The sequence below is a fragment of the Dyella silvatica genome (assembly GCF_026283955.1).
In the GTDB taxonomy this organism is placed as follows: domain Bacteria; phylum Pseudomonadota; class Gammaproteobacteria; order Xanthomonadales; family Rhodanobacteraceae; genus Dyella_C; species Dyella_C silvatica.
On the sequence record NZ_JAPDPE010000010.1, the window covers coordinates 23111 to 39738 of the forward strand.

General features: G+C 62.6%; 9 protein-coding genes. All 9 read left to right on the forward strand.

Annotated elements, in window-relative coordinates; all coding sequences use genetic code 11:
• Window positions 1-27: 27 nt before the first annotated feature.
• The 9 genes from OUZ52_RS03750 to OUZ52_RS03790 all read left to right on the forward strand — a co-directional run bounded on the left by OUZ52_RS03750 (window position 28) and on the right by OUZ52_RS03790 (window position 16595).
• Entirely contained in the window at window positions 28-351 is a 324-nt protein-coding gene (locus tag OUZ52_RS03750) for a hypothetical protein (protein ID WP_266156970.1), read from the forward strand.
• Window positions 352-355: 4 nt separating this feature from the next.
• Complete coding sequence (locus OUZ52_RS03755) at window positions 356-727, forward strand: GPW/gp25 family protein (RefSeq protein WP_266156971.1); 372 nt, start codon at window positions 356-358, stop codon at window positions 725-727.
• A complete protein-coding gene (locus OUZ52_RS03760; RefSeq protein ID WP_266156972.1) occupies window positions 724-3279 on the forward strand; it encodes a putative baseplate assembly protein in 2556 nt (851 codons plus the stop codon). Before OUZ52_RS03755 ends, OUZ52_RS03760 begins: the two co-directional genes overlap by 4 nt.
• Window positions 3280-3287: 8 nt before the next feature.
• On the forward strand, window positions 3288-6026 hold the full coding sequence (locus OUZ52_RS03765; protein WP_266156973.1) for a putative baseplate assembly protein: 2739 nt from the start codon (window positions 3288-3290) through the stop codon (window positions 6024-6026).
• A complete protein-coding gene (locus OUZ52_RS03770) occupies window positions 6026-8239 on the forward strand; it encodes a hypothetical protein (RefSeq protein WP_266156974.1) in 2214 nt (737 codons plus the stop codon). The genes OUZ52_RS03765 and OUZ52_RS03770 overlap by 1 nt, the downstream gene beginning before the upstream one ends.
• Before the next feature lie 31 nt (window positions 8240-8270).
• Complete coding sequence (locus OUZ52_RS03775) at window positions 8271-11672, forward strand: DUF6519 domain-containing protein (protein ID WP_266156975.1); 3402 nt, start codon at window positions 8271-8273, stop codon at window positions 11670-11672.
• 16 nt (window positions 11673-11688) lie between these two features.
• Window positions 11689-12084: a hypothetical protein gene (locus OUZ52_RS03780; protein WP_266156976.1), complete on the forward strand. Its 396-nt coding sequence runs from the start codon at window positions 11689-11691 to the stop codon at window positions 12082-12084.
• 19 nt (window positions 12085-12103) lie between these two features.
• Window positions 12104-14914: an eCIS core domain-containing protein gene (locus OUZ52_RS03785; protein WP_266156977.1), complete on the forward strand. Its 2811-nt coding sequence runs from the start codon at window positions 12104-12106 to the stop codon at window positions 14912-14914.
• Window positions 14915-14987: 73 nt separating this feature from the next.
• A complete protein-coding gene (locus OUZ52_RS03790; protein WP_266156978.1) occupies window positions 14988-16595 on the forward strand; it encodes an eCIS core domain-containing protein in 1608 nt (535 codons plus the stop codon).
• The last annotated feature ends 33 nt before the right edge of the window (window positions 16596-16628 follow it).

Genomic DNA, 16628 nt, shown 5'->3' on the forward strand with positions numbered 1-16628 from the left:
CGGCAAGATCATGGTCAGGAGTGACGCATGCCCGGATTCCTACTGCATCAAGGCGCTGTCGTGATGTGCGCGCATGGCGGCATGGCGCAGCCCACCGTACCCAATCCGCGGGTGCTGGTGAGCAGCATGCCGACGGTCACCATCGCCGGGCCTTTCACGATTGCCGGCTGCGCCTTTCCACCACCGCCGGCGGCGAATGGCCCCTGCGTCACCGCGCAATTCGTCACTTCGGCATTGCGCGTTACCAGCAATGGCCAGCCGCTGTTGCTACTGGACAGCCAGGCGCTGTGCGTGCCGACGGCGACCCCGCTGGTGATCGCCAGCACGCAAGTGCGCGTAACCGGGATGTGATGCGATGAGCGGCAATATCACCTTTCCCTACCAGTTCGATGCCCGCGGCCGCACCGCGATCACCGACGACGACAGCCATTTGCGCGACATGATCGAGCAGGTGCTGATGACCTGCGCCGGTGAGCGGGTGAATCTGCCCAGCTTCGGTTGCGGTGTGCCGCAAATGGTTTTTGGCCCGGCCTCAGACACCGTGGCCGCCACCGCGCAGTTCTTGATTCAAGGCTCGCTGCAAGGCTGGCTGGCGCAAAACATCCTGGTGCAAAGCCTCACGGTCACCGATCAGGACAGTAGCCTGATTATCGACATCGTCTATATCAACCGCCTGACCCAAGAGCAGCGCACGGCCAGCTTCTCCGCCCCGGTGCCATCGCCATGACCATGTATCTGTGCTGCGATCAAAACCGCCGCACACTGGTGCGCGGTAGCCCCTTGAATGGCATCGACTGGCTCGACGTGGTGGATCTGGAAGCGGCCACGCCGGCCCTGCGTCAACGGCAGTTGCGGGTCGGCTTCGTCAACAACCCGCCGCCGGCGGCACTGACCCCGGCGAATTTCTCCATTACCGGTGGCGAACGCATCGTCGGCATCCTGGTCGACCAGGTCAGTTACGACGGCACGGTGGTCGTGTTGCACCTGACCGCTTACGGCGATTTTTCGCCCTACGTGCTGAATGTGATCGGCTCGGACGGCAAGCCGCTGAGCGGACTCGATCCGTTGCTGGCGAGCCTATCGTTCGGCTTCAAAGTGGAATGTCCCGCCGATATCGATTGCCAGCAAAACACCTGCTGCGAGCCGCCGGCCGAACCCCTGCCGCCGATCGATTACCTGGCCAAGGACTACACCACTTACCGCCAGCAGATGCTCGATCGCATGAGCGTCACCGCGCCCAGCTGGAGCGAGCGCAGCGAAGCCGACCCGGGCATAGCCCTGGTCGAAGTGCTGGCCTATGTCGCCGACCGCTTGAGCTATCAACAAGATGCCATCGCCACCGAGGCGTACCTCGGCACCGCACGGCGCCGCGTGTCGGTGCGGCGGCACGCCAAGCTGGTCGACTACGCCATGCACGATGGCTGCAACGCGCGCGTGTGGGCGGTGCTGCAGGTTGCGGCGACAGCGGATGGCAAGACCCTGCCCGGCCCGCGGTTCAGCAGCTTCCCGCCGCAACCGGGCAGCCTGCTGCTGACCCGCTTGTCTAACACCACGCTGATCGATCTGGCTCATCGCGAGGCCGCGCTCTCCGCCACACCGACCTGCTTTGAAACCATGCACGACCTGCTGCTCTACAGCGCTATCAACACGCTCTACTTCTATACCTGGGGCGACGCCCGCTGCTGCCTGCCCAGCGGCAGCACCAGCGCCACCTTGTATGCACCGGCCACCGCGGTCGATCTGCGTGGCCGTGTGCTGATCGTGCAGGAAATGCGCAGCCCAACCACCGGCCTTGCCGCCGACGCCGATGCCACGCATCGCCAGGCGCTGCGTGTGGTGACGCAGGATCCGTTGCCGGGCGAACCGGTGCAGACCGATCCGCTCACCGGTACCTCGATCGTCAATATCAGCTGGGACAATGCCGATGCGTTGAGCTTCCCGCTATGCATTTCCTCGGTGACCGATGCCGCGCACGGCGGTATTCCGCAAGATAAATTAAGCCTGGCCTGGGGCAACGTGGTGCTGGCTGACCACGGCCTGGCGCAGGCCATCGAAAACCTCGGCAGCATGCCCGAGCCCAGCTTGTACGCGATCAGCGCGTGCGGCGGCGACAGCTGCGAGCCCGCGCCGCCAAGCTCCATCCCGGCGCGATTCAATCCGCCGCTGGCGCAATCGCCGCTGACCCAGCAAGGACAAGTCATCGTCGATACCGTGTTCGAAGGCGAGCCCGAAGCCGCCTTGCTGGCATTTGATCCCAGCGCGCCTGCCAGCGCGGCCATGCAATGGGATATCGCCAACGCGGTGCCGGCCATGGCCGTTGCCAGCAATGGCGCCGGCGGCATGGAGTTATGGACGGCGCGGCATGATTTGCTGGAAAGCACCCCGACCTCGGCCGACTTCGTGGTCGAGATCGACAGTGACATGGTGGCGCGGCTGCGTTTTGGCGATGACGAATACGGCCAACGCCCGGTCGCCGGCGACGCCTTTACCGCCGTGTACCGCATCGGCAACGGGGTCGCCGGAATGATCGGCGCCAACAGCATCGCGCACGTGGTGGCGCCACTTTCCGGTGCACTGCCGCCCGGCATCCTGTCGGTCACCAATCCCTTGCCGGCGGTCGGCGGCATCGATCCGGAAAGCAATGAAAGCGTGCTGCAAGCCGCGCCCGCGGCGTTTCTGGTGCAAGAGCGTGCGGTCACCCCGGCCGACTACGCCGCGGTCTCGCTGCGCAATCCACTGGTATCGGCCGCTTCGGCGAACTTCCGTTGGACCGGCAGCTGGAACACCGTGTTCGACACCGTCGAACGGCCTGATGGCCTGATCGTAGACGCGACCTTTACCGGTTCGATCCGCTCGTATCTGGAACGCTACCGCGTGATCGGTCACGATTTGCAGGTGAACGCGCCGTCGATGGTGCCGTTGCGCATCGATATGCAAGTGTGCGTGCAATCGCCATGGTTCCGCGCCGACATCGAACTTGAACTGCGCCGACTGTTCGGCACCGGCCTGGGCAGCGACGGCACGCCCGCGTTCTTCAACCCCGACCTGCATACGTTCGGCGAAACGCTTTACCTGAGCAAACTGTATGCGCTGGCCCAAGCCGTGCCAGGGGTCGATGCGGTTGAGATCACCCGCTTCGAACGCTTGTACCAGGCCAGCAGCGATGGCTTGAATCAATGGAAGCTGACGTTTGCGCAAATCGAAATACCGCGCTGCGATAACGACCCGAATTACCCAGGCCATGGCGTCTTCAACCTGACCGTGCGAGGCGGCCAATGAGCACGCAGATGAATCCCAGCTGCGGCGCCTGCGCCGGGGTCACCGCCGCCACGCCGAGTGGCATCGACAATCGCCCGGGCCTGCCCGCGGTCGCGGTGCGCGTCGGCAACTACACGACGTTTTATCGCAGCATGCTGGCTGGTTTGTCCGACACCGACCGCCCCGCGCTGGTGCCGCTTAGCGCACGCAGCAGTGACGATTTTTCGATCGCGCTGCTGGATGCCTTCGCCATCGTCGCGGACATCCATACGTTTTATCAGCAGCAGTTCGCGCAAGAGTCCTATCTGCGCACGGCCACCGAACGTCGTTCCATTCTGGAGCTCGCACGGCTGATCGGTTACGAGCTAAGCCCCGGCGTGGCCGCACATACCGCGCTGGCCTTTGGCATGGAAACCACCGCCGGCGCACCGGCGACCCTGAACCTACCTGGCGGCACCCTGGTGCAAAGTACCCCTGGGCCGGGGCAGCAGGCGCAAGCATTTGAATCCATCCAGGCCATCACCGCACAGCAAGCTTTCAGCGCGCTCAAGCCGCGGCTGACGCAAACGGCTATTCCGCAACAGGGCGATAGCGATATCTGGCTGCAAGGCACCGCGCTCAGCTTGAAGCCGGGCGATCCCCTGGTGCTGGTCGGCAGCGAAAAAGTAAGCGACCCCAGCAGCAACCGCTGGGACTTCCGCCGGATTGCCTCGATCGACGTCAACGCCCAGCGCGGCTTCACCCACGTCACGCTGGAAATTCCGGTGGCGCCGACGCCGCCGGAAACGCCAGCCAGCCTGCCCAATGTCTATGCGCTGCGGCGGCAGGCATCGCTGTTCGGCTACAACGCGCCGCTATGGCTCAGCCTGCCGGTGGCGCAACGCATCGGCGAGAAAGACCCCTCCAGCACCAGCGGTAACTTTATCACCGGCGTCTACGCCGGCCGCCAGAACAGTTGGGTGGAGGCGACGCTGGCCGTGGGAGCCACGCAAATCTATCTCGATGCGGTGTACTCGCAAATCACCAATGGCAGCTGGATCGTGCTGTCCGAGGCCGGCAACCACATCAAGCCGCCGAGCCAGCTGTATCAAGTGAGCGGCACCGTCGATACCAACCAGGCCGATTTCGGCTTAAGCGGCCGGGTTACCCGGGTCAGTATCGCCGGCAACCATATCGAATGGTTCTCGCCGCGCAATGCCGCGGTGTATGTGCAAAGCGAGCAGATTCCGCTGGCCGAACAACCGCTGGTCGAACCCTTGGGTGTCGGCAGTGTGCAATTGAGTACGCGCATCACCGGCCTGGTCGCCGGGCAATCGATCATCGTCGCCGGGCAAAGCGCGCGCGTGCAGGTGCAGATCGGTGCCGCGCTCAGCCTGGAAGCACTGGATCTTTCCGGCAGCCGCACGCTGATCGCCGGCGAGCAGCTGCTGGTGCAAAGCCTGGGCATCAAGGCGGCCAATGGTTCGCGCGTCTACACCTTGCAAACGCTGGATGGTTTCAGCGGCACGGTCACCACCGACGCCACGCAATTGCTGTGGACGCCGCCGGCGGCCAGCGATCCGGTGTTGGCCGATCTCACCAGCATCGCCGATACCTATGATTCCGGCGACCTGCTTTACACCACGATTGATTTCGCCAGCGCGATCACCCACGCCTTCGACCTCAACTCGGTCACCATCTACGCCAATGTCGCACCCGCCACCGCCGGCCAGACGGTGCAGGAATTGCTCGGCAGCGGCAATGCTTCCATGCCGTTCCAACGCTTCACCCTGAAACAGCCGCCGCTGACTTATGTCTCGGCGGCGACACCCAGCGGCGTGGCGTCGACCTTGCAGGTGTACTGCAACGATGTCGCCTGGACCCTGGTCGATACCTTGTACGGCCAGGGCCCGCGCGCGCAGGTATTCACCACCCGCCACGACGATGCCGGCAACACCACGGTACTGTTTGGCGATGGCGTGAGCTACGGCGCGCGCCTGCCCACCGGCACCTTGAATATCCGCGCGGTGTATCGCACCGGTATCGGCAGCGGCGGCAATCTCGATGCCGGCCAGGTCAACGTGCTGCTGAATCGTCCGCTGGGCTTGAAGTCGGTCAGCAACCCGCTACCGGCGATTGACGGTGCCGACGCCGAGCCGCAAGAGCAGGCGCGCAGCAATGCGCCGCTCAGCGTCTCTACCCTGCAACGCGCGGTATCGATCATGGATTACGAAAACTTCGCGCTGGGTTTTGCCGGTATCGCCAAAGCCCTGGCGACGTGGAGCTGGGACGGCTCCAACCGCGAAGTCGTGTTGACGCTGGCCGGCATCGATGGCGCGGCGGTGCCCAACGATGGTCAGCTCGCCGGCAATCTCGCCGCAGCCCTGGCCAGCTTCGGCGACTCGACCGTGCAGGTGAATCTGCAAACCTATAAGCCGGTGACGTTCCAGCTCGGCATCAATATTCTGATCAGCCCCAGCCTGCCCACCGACCAGGCCACCTTAACTGCCTTGCAGCAGACGGTCACCAGCGCGCTGCGCGCGGCCTTCGGTTTTCAGGCGCGCGATTTCGGCCAGTGGGTCAGCTTGTCCGAAGTGCTTGAAGTGGCGCAGAACGTGCCTGGCGTGCAAGCGGTGCAAATCACCGAGCTCTATCGCAGCGATAGCCTGCCCGGGCTCAACTCGATCCTCGTCGCGGCGGCGGCGCCGTCCGGCGGACAAGCCGCGGCCCCGGCCGAATTGTTGACGCTCGACCCAGCTCCTCTGGTCACCATGGGAGTGATGAACTGATGTTCGATATCGACACCGTCTATGCCTTGCTGCCGGCGTGGACACGCCTGCGCGACGCGCAACAAGGCAGCCCGCTGAAAGACCTGCTCTCGGTCACCGTCGATCAGATCGCGGTACTGGAAGAAGACCTGGCGCAGAACTACGACAATTTGTTTATCGAAACCTGTGCGCCATGGGTGGTGCCGTATATCGGCGACCTGGTGCAGTCCACACCGCTGACCGATGCCTCGCGCCTCGCGCCGTCGACTACTACCGCGGGATTGACCACCGACCTGGTCGGCCCCTCGTTTCAACCGGCGATCGGTTTGCGCGCGCGTGCCGACGTCGCCAAAACCATTTTCTACCGCCGCCGCAAAACCACCTTGCCGATGCTCGAACAGCTGTCGTCGGATGTCACCGGCTGGGCGGCGCATGTATGCGAATTCTTCCAGACACTGGCGTGGACGCAGGCGGTGCGCAATCACGTCCGGGCCAACAGTTTCTACGCGCCCGATCTGCGCAACGTGCCGGCCATCGATACCATCAACGGCCCCTTCGACACCGCGCCGCGAGTGGTCGACGTGCGCGCACCGCGGCAACTGGAAGGCTGGCACAACATTCCCAATGTCGGCATCTTCCTGTGGCGGCTGTTCAGCTCGCCGCTTTATCAAATTACCGCGCGGCCGGAGCCGAGTACCGGCGGCAGTGGCTTTTATGTCAGCCGATTGGGCCAGAACGCGCCCATGTTCACGCGCTGGCAACCCGGCATCGACGCCACCTTGCCCAGTGCCGAGCCGCTGCTGCCGGGGCCGATTCGCCCTGCCGCGTTCTATGACGATTTGCTGCAATACGTCAGCAGTGCGAGCAGCGCGCCATACACGCAATATTACGGTCGCTTCGGCCTGGATCTGCCGGCGCCGGGCGCACCCTCGGGCAGTTTTTTCATCATCGCCGATGGCACTCCGGTGCCGCCCGCGCGGATGCAAAGCATGAACCTGTCGCAGTGGCGGCAACCGCCGGCCAACATGGTCGGTGTCGATGTAGCGCTGGGTCGCTTGAGTTTCGGTTCGGCCTGGGCGGCCACCGGCTTGTCCGGCCCCAAGCAAGTCAACATCAGCAGCTTCTGCGGCTTCCCCGCCGAGCTGGGTGGCGGCGGCTATGACCGGCAAAACTGGTTGCTCAATCGCGGCCTGCCCGGCTTGCAGGTATTTACCGTCGGCACCGGCGGCAGCTATGCCACCATCTCCGCCGCATTGACCGCCGCGGCGGGTATTCAAGAGGTGCTGATCTCGATTCAAGACAGCGCCACTTATATCGAGTCGCTGCATATCGATCCGCTCGATGGCGGCACACTGACGATTGAAGCGGTGGATCAGCATTGGCCGCATGTGCAGGGCTCGATCACCATCAACGGCTCGCACCCGGCCTCCACCGTCACCTTGTCCGGCCTGCTGGTCGAAGGCGCGGTGCAGGTCAGCGCAAGCCTGGGCCGTTTGCGCTTGATCCATACGACCCTGGTGCCCGGCTTGGCGATCGATGTCGCAGCGCCCGTGCCGGTGTTGCCGAGCATTGCCGTGCCATCCGAAGTCAGCCCGATCGATGTCGAACTTATTTTCAGCATCAGCGGGCCGGTGCAAATACCGCCGCTGGAGAACAGCCGCCTGTGGTTGCTCGACAGCATCATCGATGGCGTCAACGGACCGGCGGTAACCGGCGCCGGCGGCACACCCGACTGGGGGCCACCGGCGTGGATCGAGCGCAGCACCTTGATGGGCGCCAGTTATTTTCGGCAGCTGCTCAGCGCCACCGAAGCCTTGTTCAACGGGGTGGTCTCCACCTTGCACCGCCAACAAGGCTGCGTGCGTTTCAGTTTTGTGCCGGATGGCTCGAGCACGCCACGCCGCTATCGCTGCCAGCCGGATCTGCAAATCGCCACCGAGATCAGCAACGCCACCGGCAACGGGCCGCCGCTGAGCGCCACACAAATCCAGGCCATTCACGATGACGTGGTGTCGTGGCTGTTGCCCGCCTTTACCGAACGCTATTACGGACAGCCGCCCTATTTGCAACTGCATCTGCATGCGCCGCGACAGATTTCCCAAGGCGCGCAAGACGGTTCGGAAATGGGTGCTTACTGCCACCTCAAACAACCGCAGCGGTTGAAGAACCTGCAAATCCGATTGCAGGAATATCTGCCGTTCAGTCGCCAGGCAGCCACCCTTTTCGTCACTTGATACTCATATCACTGCAGGGAGATCGACCATCATGGCCGGGGACTATTCCCGCATCGCGGACGGACTGCACAAGCACTACGCTGAAGTGCTGATGCAGCAGGGCCGGGTCCACCTGGACTCGGATTGGAACGGCATGGCGTGGCTGCATGCGCGACGCTGGGAAACCCAGGCAGCCGATACCTTTGGCCCGGTGGCAGTACCCGCGCTGACCACACCCAATGGCTTCAAGATCACCGCTACCGGCGCCGGCACCGATCTGGCGATAGGCGCCGGCCGTTGCTATATCGACGGCATCCAGGCGGAGTTGTTTGCCGGCGAAACCGTCAACGGCCAGGCGGTGACCTATCTCAACCAGCCGTTTTACCCCAACCCGCCGGCCATCGCCGGCAACGGCCTGGTGTATTTGGACGTCTGGAAGCGCGAGGTCAGCTACATCGAAGACCCCGGCCTGCTGGATATCGCACTCGGCGGCGTCGACACCACCACCCGCATGCAAACGGTGTGGCAGGTCAAGCTGTTGCCGAGCACCGCGGCCGGAGGCGCCACGCTGTCATGCAGCACCGATCTCAGTGGCTTGCTGCCGCCTTCGGCGGGGCAGATTTCCACCCAGGCGGTTGCACCGGTGACGCCGACCGACCCGTGCATCCTGCCGGACCAGGGCGGTTATCGCGGCATCGAAAACCGTTTGTACCGGGTAGAGATTCATACCGCCGGCAACCTCGCTGCCGCGCGCTGGAAATGGTCGCGCGAAAACGCCTCCATCGTCAGCCGGGTCACCGGCATCAGCAACGCCGTCAGCAGCTGCAAACTCAGTGTCGATCGCATCGGCCGCGATTCGGTGCTGCGTTTCAACGCTAACGACTGGGTGGAAATCACCGACGACGCCACCGAACTGGCCGGCCTGCCCGGCACCATGGCGCAAGTTGTCGGCCCACCCGATGAGACTACGCTCAGCATCACCCTGGACCGTGCCTTGCCCGCGAGCTTCAACGCCGCCGACCCCAACCGCCACACCCGCATCATTCGCTGGGATCAATCGCAAGGCGTCGACAGCAATGGCCTGCTGCCGATCAGCGCCGGCTGGATGGATCTGGAAGACGGCGTGCAGGTCACCCTGGCGCTAGATGCCAGCATCGTCAACGGACAATTCAACACCGCCGACTTCTGGTGCTTTGCCGCGCGTACCGCCGATGCCTCCGTGCAGACACTCAGCCAAACGCCGCCGCTGGGCATTCGCCACCACTATGCAGTGCTTGCCAGTTATGCAACCTCCGGCGGCACGGTATCCATCAACAGCGATTGCCGCACGTTATGGCCGCCGGCCAACCCCTCGGAAACCGGTTGCGGTTGCACCGTGTGCGTCGATGCCAAAGATCACAACGCCGGCACGGCCACCATCGCCATGGCGGTGGAACAGATTCGACCCACCGGCGGGCGCATCTGCCTGGGCCCGGGCGTCTTCGTCCTCGGCGCAACCCTGCTGCTGCAAGGACTGGCTGCGGTAACCCTGAGCGGACAAGGCCCGGCCAGCGTACTGCTGTTCGCCGGCGATGGCCCGGCGCTGCAGCTCGACACTGATTTCGGCCTGCGCATTGAAGATCTCTCCGTGCTGGCGATAGCGACCGCTACGAGCACAGGCACCGCGGCCGCCGGCGCTACGGTCGGCACGCCCGCCGTGACACCGGTAGTGATGGGCATCCAGGTGATTAACTCGGCCGAGGTGGCGATTGAACGCTGCGGCATCATGGCGGTGTCAGCTGCCCAGGCAAACAATGCCGGTGCCGCCGCGCCGGCACCGGCACCAGCCGCCGCCGCTCCAGCACCGGTCAACGGCATCGCGACCGAGCTCGAATACTATGCGGCGCCGATCTACACGGCATCGCTGGCGAACTTGTTTACACCGGGCGGCATCGCCATCGCCATCGACGGTTTTGTGCTGGAAACGTCGATCCGCGACAACGTATTGATCGCCGACGTTGGCCTCGGCAAGGCCAGCCTGCTCGCCGGCATCAATACCCCCACCGGTGGCGGGCTGGTCAACGGCGCCATGCAGACTACCCGCGACGTGTTGATCGCCGGCGATCTCGATGTGCTCGACAACTGGATGCCTTGCGCCATGGCGGCTATCGCCATCATCGACATCAACAGCGACGTCGCGCTCAGCGCTTTCCTGCTGGAAACCTCGCTATCGGCCAACCGCATCATGGCTTGTCAGACCGCAGGCATCGGTATCGAAGGTATTGCCATGCCGGGGGCGGCGATACGCAGTGAGCGCAATCACATTGATGTGCAAGGCGGCGGTATTTATTGCGGCACCGACGGGCTGATCATCGCCGACAATGTGGTCACCCAGGCGGACTACAGTACCTCGAGCAGCGCGATAAGAAGCGGCTACGTGACGGCCCAGGCGGCAATTCATGTTGGCCCGATCCCCGGCGGAAAATTGCCGATAACCGAGGCGCATATCAGCCGCAATCACATCAACGCGTTCGCCGGGGCCGGCGTGCAGATCACCGGCAACGTACTGGTCAGCTCGGTCATCGACAACTCGATTACCGAAGTGACCCGGGTCGGCATTGTGGTGGCTGGCAGCGGCACGCCCGCCGAGGCGATCATTCGCGGCAACGAAGTGCTCGCGGTGCTGGCGCCGGTCAGTACCGGGACCAGCGTCGTCAACGTTGCCAGCAGCAAGGTCAAGCTGGGCGATTTCGCCAAAGAGTACGTCAAACCCGCTGGCGTGCAAGTAACCACGGTCGGCTCGTACTTGATAGGTATCGAGGTCGTCGGCGTGCCGACGGCCATGCTGCAAAACAACACCGTCGGATTGATCGGCAGCCTGAGCACGCAACCGGTTTCTGCGGCAGGCATACGCTTGCAGAGAGTGCAGACCGCCACCGTATCGGGCAACGATATCAGCGATATCGGCATGCCGGGCTCACTCGATCAAACCTGCTACGGCATCATTGCGGTAGCCAACTTCGCCCAGCTTGCCGTGTCCGGCAATACGGTACGGCAGAACAGCACCGACACGACCCAGTCGGGAAGCTTCAGTGCCATTGCGGTCAACGATATCGAAAAAGGCGGCGAGATGTTGATTGCCGAAGGCAACATGCTCACCGGCAACAGTGTCATCCCGCTGGTAGATATCGGCCAGGGTGGCCATTGCGGGTTCACCGGCAACGTTTGTCAGCAAACCGGCACACCCGATACCGCCAACCCCGTCGTGCAAATCGCCTGCGATACCGCCATCGCCGGCAACAATCGCATCGTCAGTAGCAGCATACAGACTGGCCTGGCGATCACGGTGACCACGGTCTCGATCGACAAGCAAGAACCCGCCGCCACCGTGCTCGGCAACATCGTCAGTCGACGTATCACGCTCAACAACGACATGCTGAAAGCTCCGTGGGAACCTCTAAATCTGCTGGCGTAAACCGGAAACCTATCTCATGAACATCGTGCCATTGAGCAACGACGCCACGCTTGCCGACATCGCCGCGCGGGTCTATGCGCTAAAGCCCAAAGACAAGCGTCTCGCCGAAGCAAGCAAGGCGTTGGCCCTCGCCAACCCACACTTGTCCACCGATTTACGCAAGATGCCGGCGGGCACCCCGGTGGTGGTGCCCAGCCTGCCCGGCCTCAGCACAAACCTGAGCAATCAGATCGACCCCAAGCGCGATGCGGTGATGAACATACTTAATCAACTCGGCAAATCGGTGCAGCAGGCTTCCGCCGCCCAACTGGCCGGAACCACACCCAGCGCCAGCAAAACCACCCCGCAGCGTGCCGCGGCGATCCAGGTTCTGCACACCGATATCGCGGCCTTTATCAAGCTGCACGCTTAGCTGCACCAGAGGCCGTGACATGCAGCGCGCAACCCAAGCCATCACGCCGCAGGCAAGCTTGGCAAAGTCAGCAGGCAAGTCGCCTCGCCCGACGATGCGCGGCCCGACCGTGCTTGGCGAAGAGCCTTCGCATACGCGCGCAACCGCCAGCGAATCTCGCACCAGGGCGGCGTTCAATCTAGGCACCATCGGCATCGTGCCTCCGCCGCCAACCGACCTCGCCACGCCGAGCCAATCACCGAGCACGTCCGGTTTGCTACAACGAAAATGCGCCTGCGGCGCCTCCAGCAGCGGCGGCGACTGCAGCGAATGCACCGAGAAAAAACGCGGTGAACTGCAACGTAAAGCCAGCGGCGCAGCCGAAAGCGCCGCATCAACGGTACCGGCGAGCGTGCATCGGGTATTGGAATCATCGGGGCAGCCGATGGCCGCACCGCTGCGCCATGACATGGATACGATGTTCAAACACGACTTCAGCCAGGTGCGCATTCACACCGATGCACAAGCCAATGCGTCAGCACGGGCGGTTGGCGCCCAAGCCTATACCGTGGGCCATCACGTGGCGTTTGCCAGCGGTGCTTACCAGCCGAACGATCGCGGCGGCCGCGGCGTACTCGCGCATGAGCTGACGCACGTGGTGCAACAGTCGGGCAGCAGCGCGTCGCTTAGTCCACTGACCATCGGCTCACCCACTTCCAGCGCGGAACAAGAAGCCGAACAGGTGCGTGCCGCGGTGGATAGCGGCAACGCGCTACCGCCGGTGCGCCAGCACGCGGGCGCCGGTTTGCATCGCCTGCCGGGATCGCCAGCGGGCGGTTGTGGCCTCTGCTTTGACAATCTCGGTGACGTCGGCACCATGGCGCATACCTTGATCGAAGGCGCATTCCATCGTGAACGCCCACAGGTAGATACGGAAATCTCCTTGCATCTGCCTGGGATGCTGCCCAGCCCGACCGATGACAACGGGCGGCTCGATCTGGGCATGTTCAATATGGAACACGACACCGTCATCATCGGTGAGATCAAGCCCGCGAATCTTGGCGGTGTATTCGGCGGCGACCGCGATCTGCTGTGGTATTCCGGCGAACTGGAAAAGCAAGGCCTGCATACGCAGCGGCTGACCATACCGCCGCCGTTCGCACCGATCCCCTTCCCCACCATGGCGCCCAAGGGTTGCCCGCAGCAACAAGAGCTCCGCGTCAACCCACCGATTCTCGGCGTCTATACGTACTCGTGCATCCCCGACTTCAAAGAGCTCGTCGCCGAATGCGATTGCGAGGACGGGCCGCGCGACCGCATCCCCAAACCGTTCCCAAAAACCGACGAGGTCAAGGAAAAAGAAGACAAGAAGGTCGATGACAAAGACAAAGACAAAGTGAAGGATGACGACAAGGAGAAAGACAAGGGCAAGGATAAAGAGAAGGACAAAGACAAAGGAAAGGATAAAGACAAACCGATCTTCGGCGACCCCGAACCCATTCCCATCCCCATCGCGGCGCGCGACCTGGCGTTGCTCGCGCTCATGGCAGCGGCCATGGCCTGGATGGGCAAGAGGATGGCCGGCAGGGCTGCCGCACCAGCCATGGTGCTTGCCGCCATCGTGCTGATCAGCAATGGCGCAGAGGCCAGCATCGGCTTATCCGGTGACGATTACATCGATGCCTTGTGCAAACTATCCGCGCAAAAAGGCGCGCCAGTACCGGACGATGTGCGCGATGCCATCAAGAAAGATCCGGCATTGCGAAAAATCATGGAAGATGCCTCCAAGTCAGGCAACACCAACGCGGCACAGCAAGCGCTGGGCAACGAACTGACCCGGGTGATCGAAGCCAATCGCGACCAGTTCACCGATGAGGAACTGAAAGAGCTGCTCAAGGTGACCGATGAAAACAGCACGGTGATTCCCAACGGCAAGATCACCGTCGAAGCTTTGAAAAAATCGCTGGAGGCACGCCAAAAAGCTGCGCCGGGAGCCGGTGCCGACAAAAAAGACGACAGTGGTGACAAGAAAGGCCCGGACGATGCGCCGCCCACGCAAACTGGCGACACCGGACCGCCGTTGCCGGCGCCCGCGCAACGACTGTTCGATGCTGTTACCAAAGGCAGCACCGGGCCCAAGCCGACCCCGGCCGATTTGCAGCGCTTGCGCGCCATCATTGCTGCCGCCAATCCACCGTTGAGCGACGACGATGTCACCGCATTGATGCAGCAATTGCAAGCGACCGAAGGCAAAACCATCGATGAAATATTGGCATCGATTCAAAACGCACTGGCCAAACGCAAAGGAGCTGGCACCGGCGATGGCCAGGATGGAGGCAAACCCACCGACCCCGCTGCTGACAAAGACAAAAAAGCCGCCGACGGTGGCGACACCAAGAAGACCGACGACGCGAAGAAAGCCCCCGACAGCGACGCGGCGAAGACGCCTGATCCAGCCAAGTCGGATAAGCCCGGGGCCGCCGCTACCCAAGATGCGGTGAGCAAAGCCCCCGACCCGAAGGGCAAGCCAGATCAGAAACTCGCCGACGTTCTGGAGAAAAAATTCGGTGGCACCCCCGCCGGTGAAACCGATATTTATCCGACCAACAAAGACCTGGTCTTTGTCGATGGGCAAAGTTTCACCGGCTTCATTGTCGGTCGCGACGACAAGAGCCTCATGTTGTTCGCCGGCAGTGGCTCTGTGACAGCGCGACGCTCCGGCAGCGACTGGATGCTTGAAGTATCGGCAGGTATCGAGCTGCGCACCGCCCGTGGCGTTTTTGGCACGACCAAGAAATTCACGGTGAAGGCAATTCCGGGGGCGGGCCAAGGCCCACCCAAGCCACCTTAGCGGCAAACGACCCAGTGCAACCTGCCGACGCGATGCCGTGATCAAACCGCGCGAATAATCGAGGAGTGCCCAGGTGAGTCGCACATCGCAGCCCCCGGCAAACAAGCTCGCTGGCGACATCGATTCATTGGCGAAGCAGCCAGCTAAACCGCTGCCTCGACGCGATGTGGCCGCCCGTGCTGGCCCAACCGCACATTTCGATCTGGGCGCGATCGCGGTCAACCCGCCACCATCTGAAGCTGCAGGCAGCCCCTCTTCCGGGCAGGCGCTGGATGCATCCACGCGTGCCTTTTTTGAACCGCGGCTAGGCCAGGATTTCAGTCAGGTACGCATCCACACTGAAACCGCTACCTCGGTGGATCGTCAGGGCGCTCGCGCGCTCACTCGTGGCGAACACATTTTCTTCGGCAGCAAGCAGTTTTCACCCGAGACACTCGCTGGACGCCATCTGCTTGCACATGAGTTGACCCATGTCGCACAGCAACACGCCAGTGCATGCGTTGCCACTGAACCTACCGGCGACATGCAACACAACGCCGCCGAGCACGAAGCATCGCAGGCCGCGGCTACCTTGTTGACTGGACGACCGGCACGGGCAAGTACGGCCATCGCCGCCGGCACCGTGCAACTCAGCCCGATCAGCGATCAAGTCGACGACTCGCTGAGCAAGGGCAATAAGGATCACGTCTTTGACGTGCTGCGCGCGCAGGGCCCGCTCAAGCCCGACCCTGACTTGAATGCCGTGCTGGATAAAACCTTTGGCCCGAATACCGACCCAGCCACCATTACCGACAATCGCTGGCTAGCTGACCAGATTATTCAATTTGGCCCCGAACCCCATTGGTCCAATGCTGCGTTACTGGAACGTGAAAAGCGTGCACATGGACATCACTGGGGCAAGGAGGCGGGAAATATCGAAGGCAAGTTCGATGTAGGTGCGAACAGGCAAACGATTAGCGCGTTCTACTTTCCGGGTACCAGCGATAAACGGGCGATGATTATCGGCGGGGTACATGGCGATGAAACGGCCGGTGTCGATGTGGTCAACCGCCTGCTGGCGCAGATGACCGCTGCGGGTGCGGCCACTCCGTTCTACTCCGTCATCATCGTGCCCAAGCTGTTTGCCGATAATGTCGACGCCAAACGCCGTAAAACACCAGGCGAGGCCGACCCCAATCGACAGATGCCTAAGCTTGGCCAAGCGGTCGATCCCAGCAAGAATCAAGACTCCGAAGGCCGCCAGATCGAACCCGAAAATCTGTTGCTGCTCGACCTGATCGAACGCTTCAAACCCGAACGCATCGCCAGCGTTCATGGCCATGGCAAGAAAGGGCCCGGTGCAGCCAGCATCACCTCCGATCCTCGTCCGGGCGAAGAAGCCGGCGATAACGCCCTGGCCTTGAAGATGGCGCACAAAGCCAAGGGTCTTGGCGCACGGCTGCCAGGCAATAAACTCGATACCAAGAAAGAAAGCGCCACCTACCCCACCGACAAGTCGCCGCACGAAAAAGGTGTCAGCTTCGGCAACTATGCCTCGCATGCCACCACATCGCGACCGGCGATGAATGCCATCCTGATCGAAACGCTAGGCAAACCAGTCGGAAAATTGACCCAGCAGCGAACGGTAGAACTCGAAGCATTAGCCAGCGTGCTTGATGATATTTTCCTCGGGCCACCTTGATGTGAATGCGGATGTGATCGAGACCACTGGCGG

Bases quoted from the DNA above. Each gene is read 5' to 3' on its own strand.
- OUZ52_RS03750 (WP_266156970.1), top strand. From the start codon at position 28: ATGCCCGGATTCCTACTGCATCAAGGCGCTGTCGTGATGTGCGCGCAT.
- OUZ52_RS03755 (WP_266156971.1), top strand. From the start codon at position 356: ATGAGCGGCAATATCACCTTTCCCTACCAGTTCGATGCCCGCGGCCGC.
- OUZ52_RS03760 (WP_266156972.1), top strand. From the start codon at position 724: ATGACCATGTATCTGTGCTGCGATCAAAACCGCCGCACACTGGTGCGC.
- OUZ52_RS03765 (WP_266156973.1), top strand. From the start codon at position 3,288: ATGAATCCCAGCTGCGGCGCCTGCGCCGGGGTCACCGCCGCCACGCCG.
- OUZ52_RS03770 (WP_266156974.1), top strand. From the start codon at position 6,026: ATGTTCGATATCGACACCGTCTATGCCTTGCTGCCGGCGTGGACACGC.
- OUZ52_RS03775 (WP_266156975.1), top strand. From the start codon at position 8,271: ATGGCCGGGGACTATTCCCGCATCGCGGACGGACTGCACAAGCACTAC.
- OUZ52_RS03780 (WP_266156976.1), top strand. From the start codon at position 11,689: ATGAACATCGTGCCATTGAGCAACGACGCCACGCTTGCCGACATCGCC.
- OUZ52_RS03785 (WP_266156977.1), top strand. From the start codon at position 12,104: ATGCAGCGCGCAACCCAAGCCATCACGCCGCAGGCAAGCTTGGCAAAG.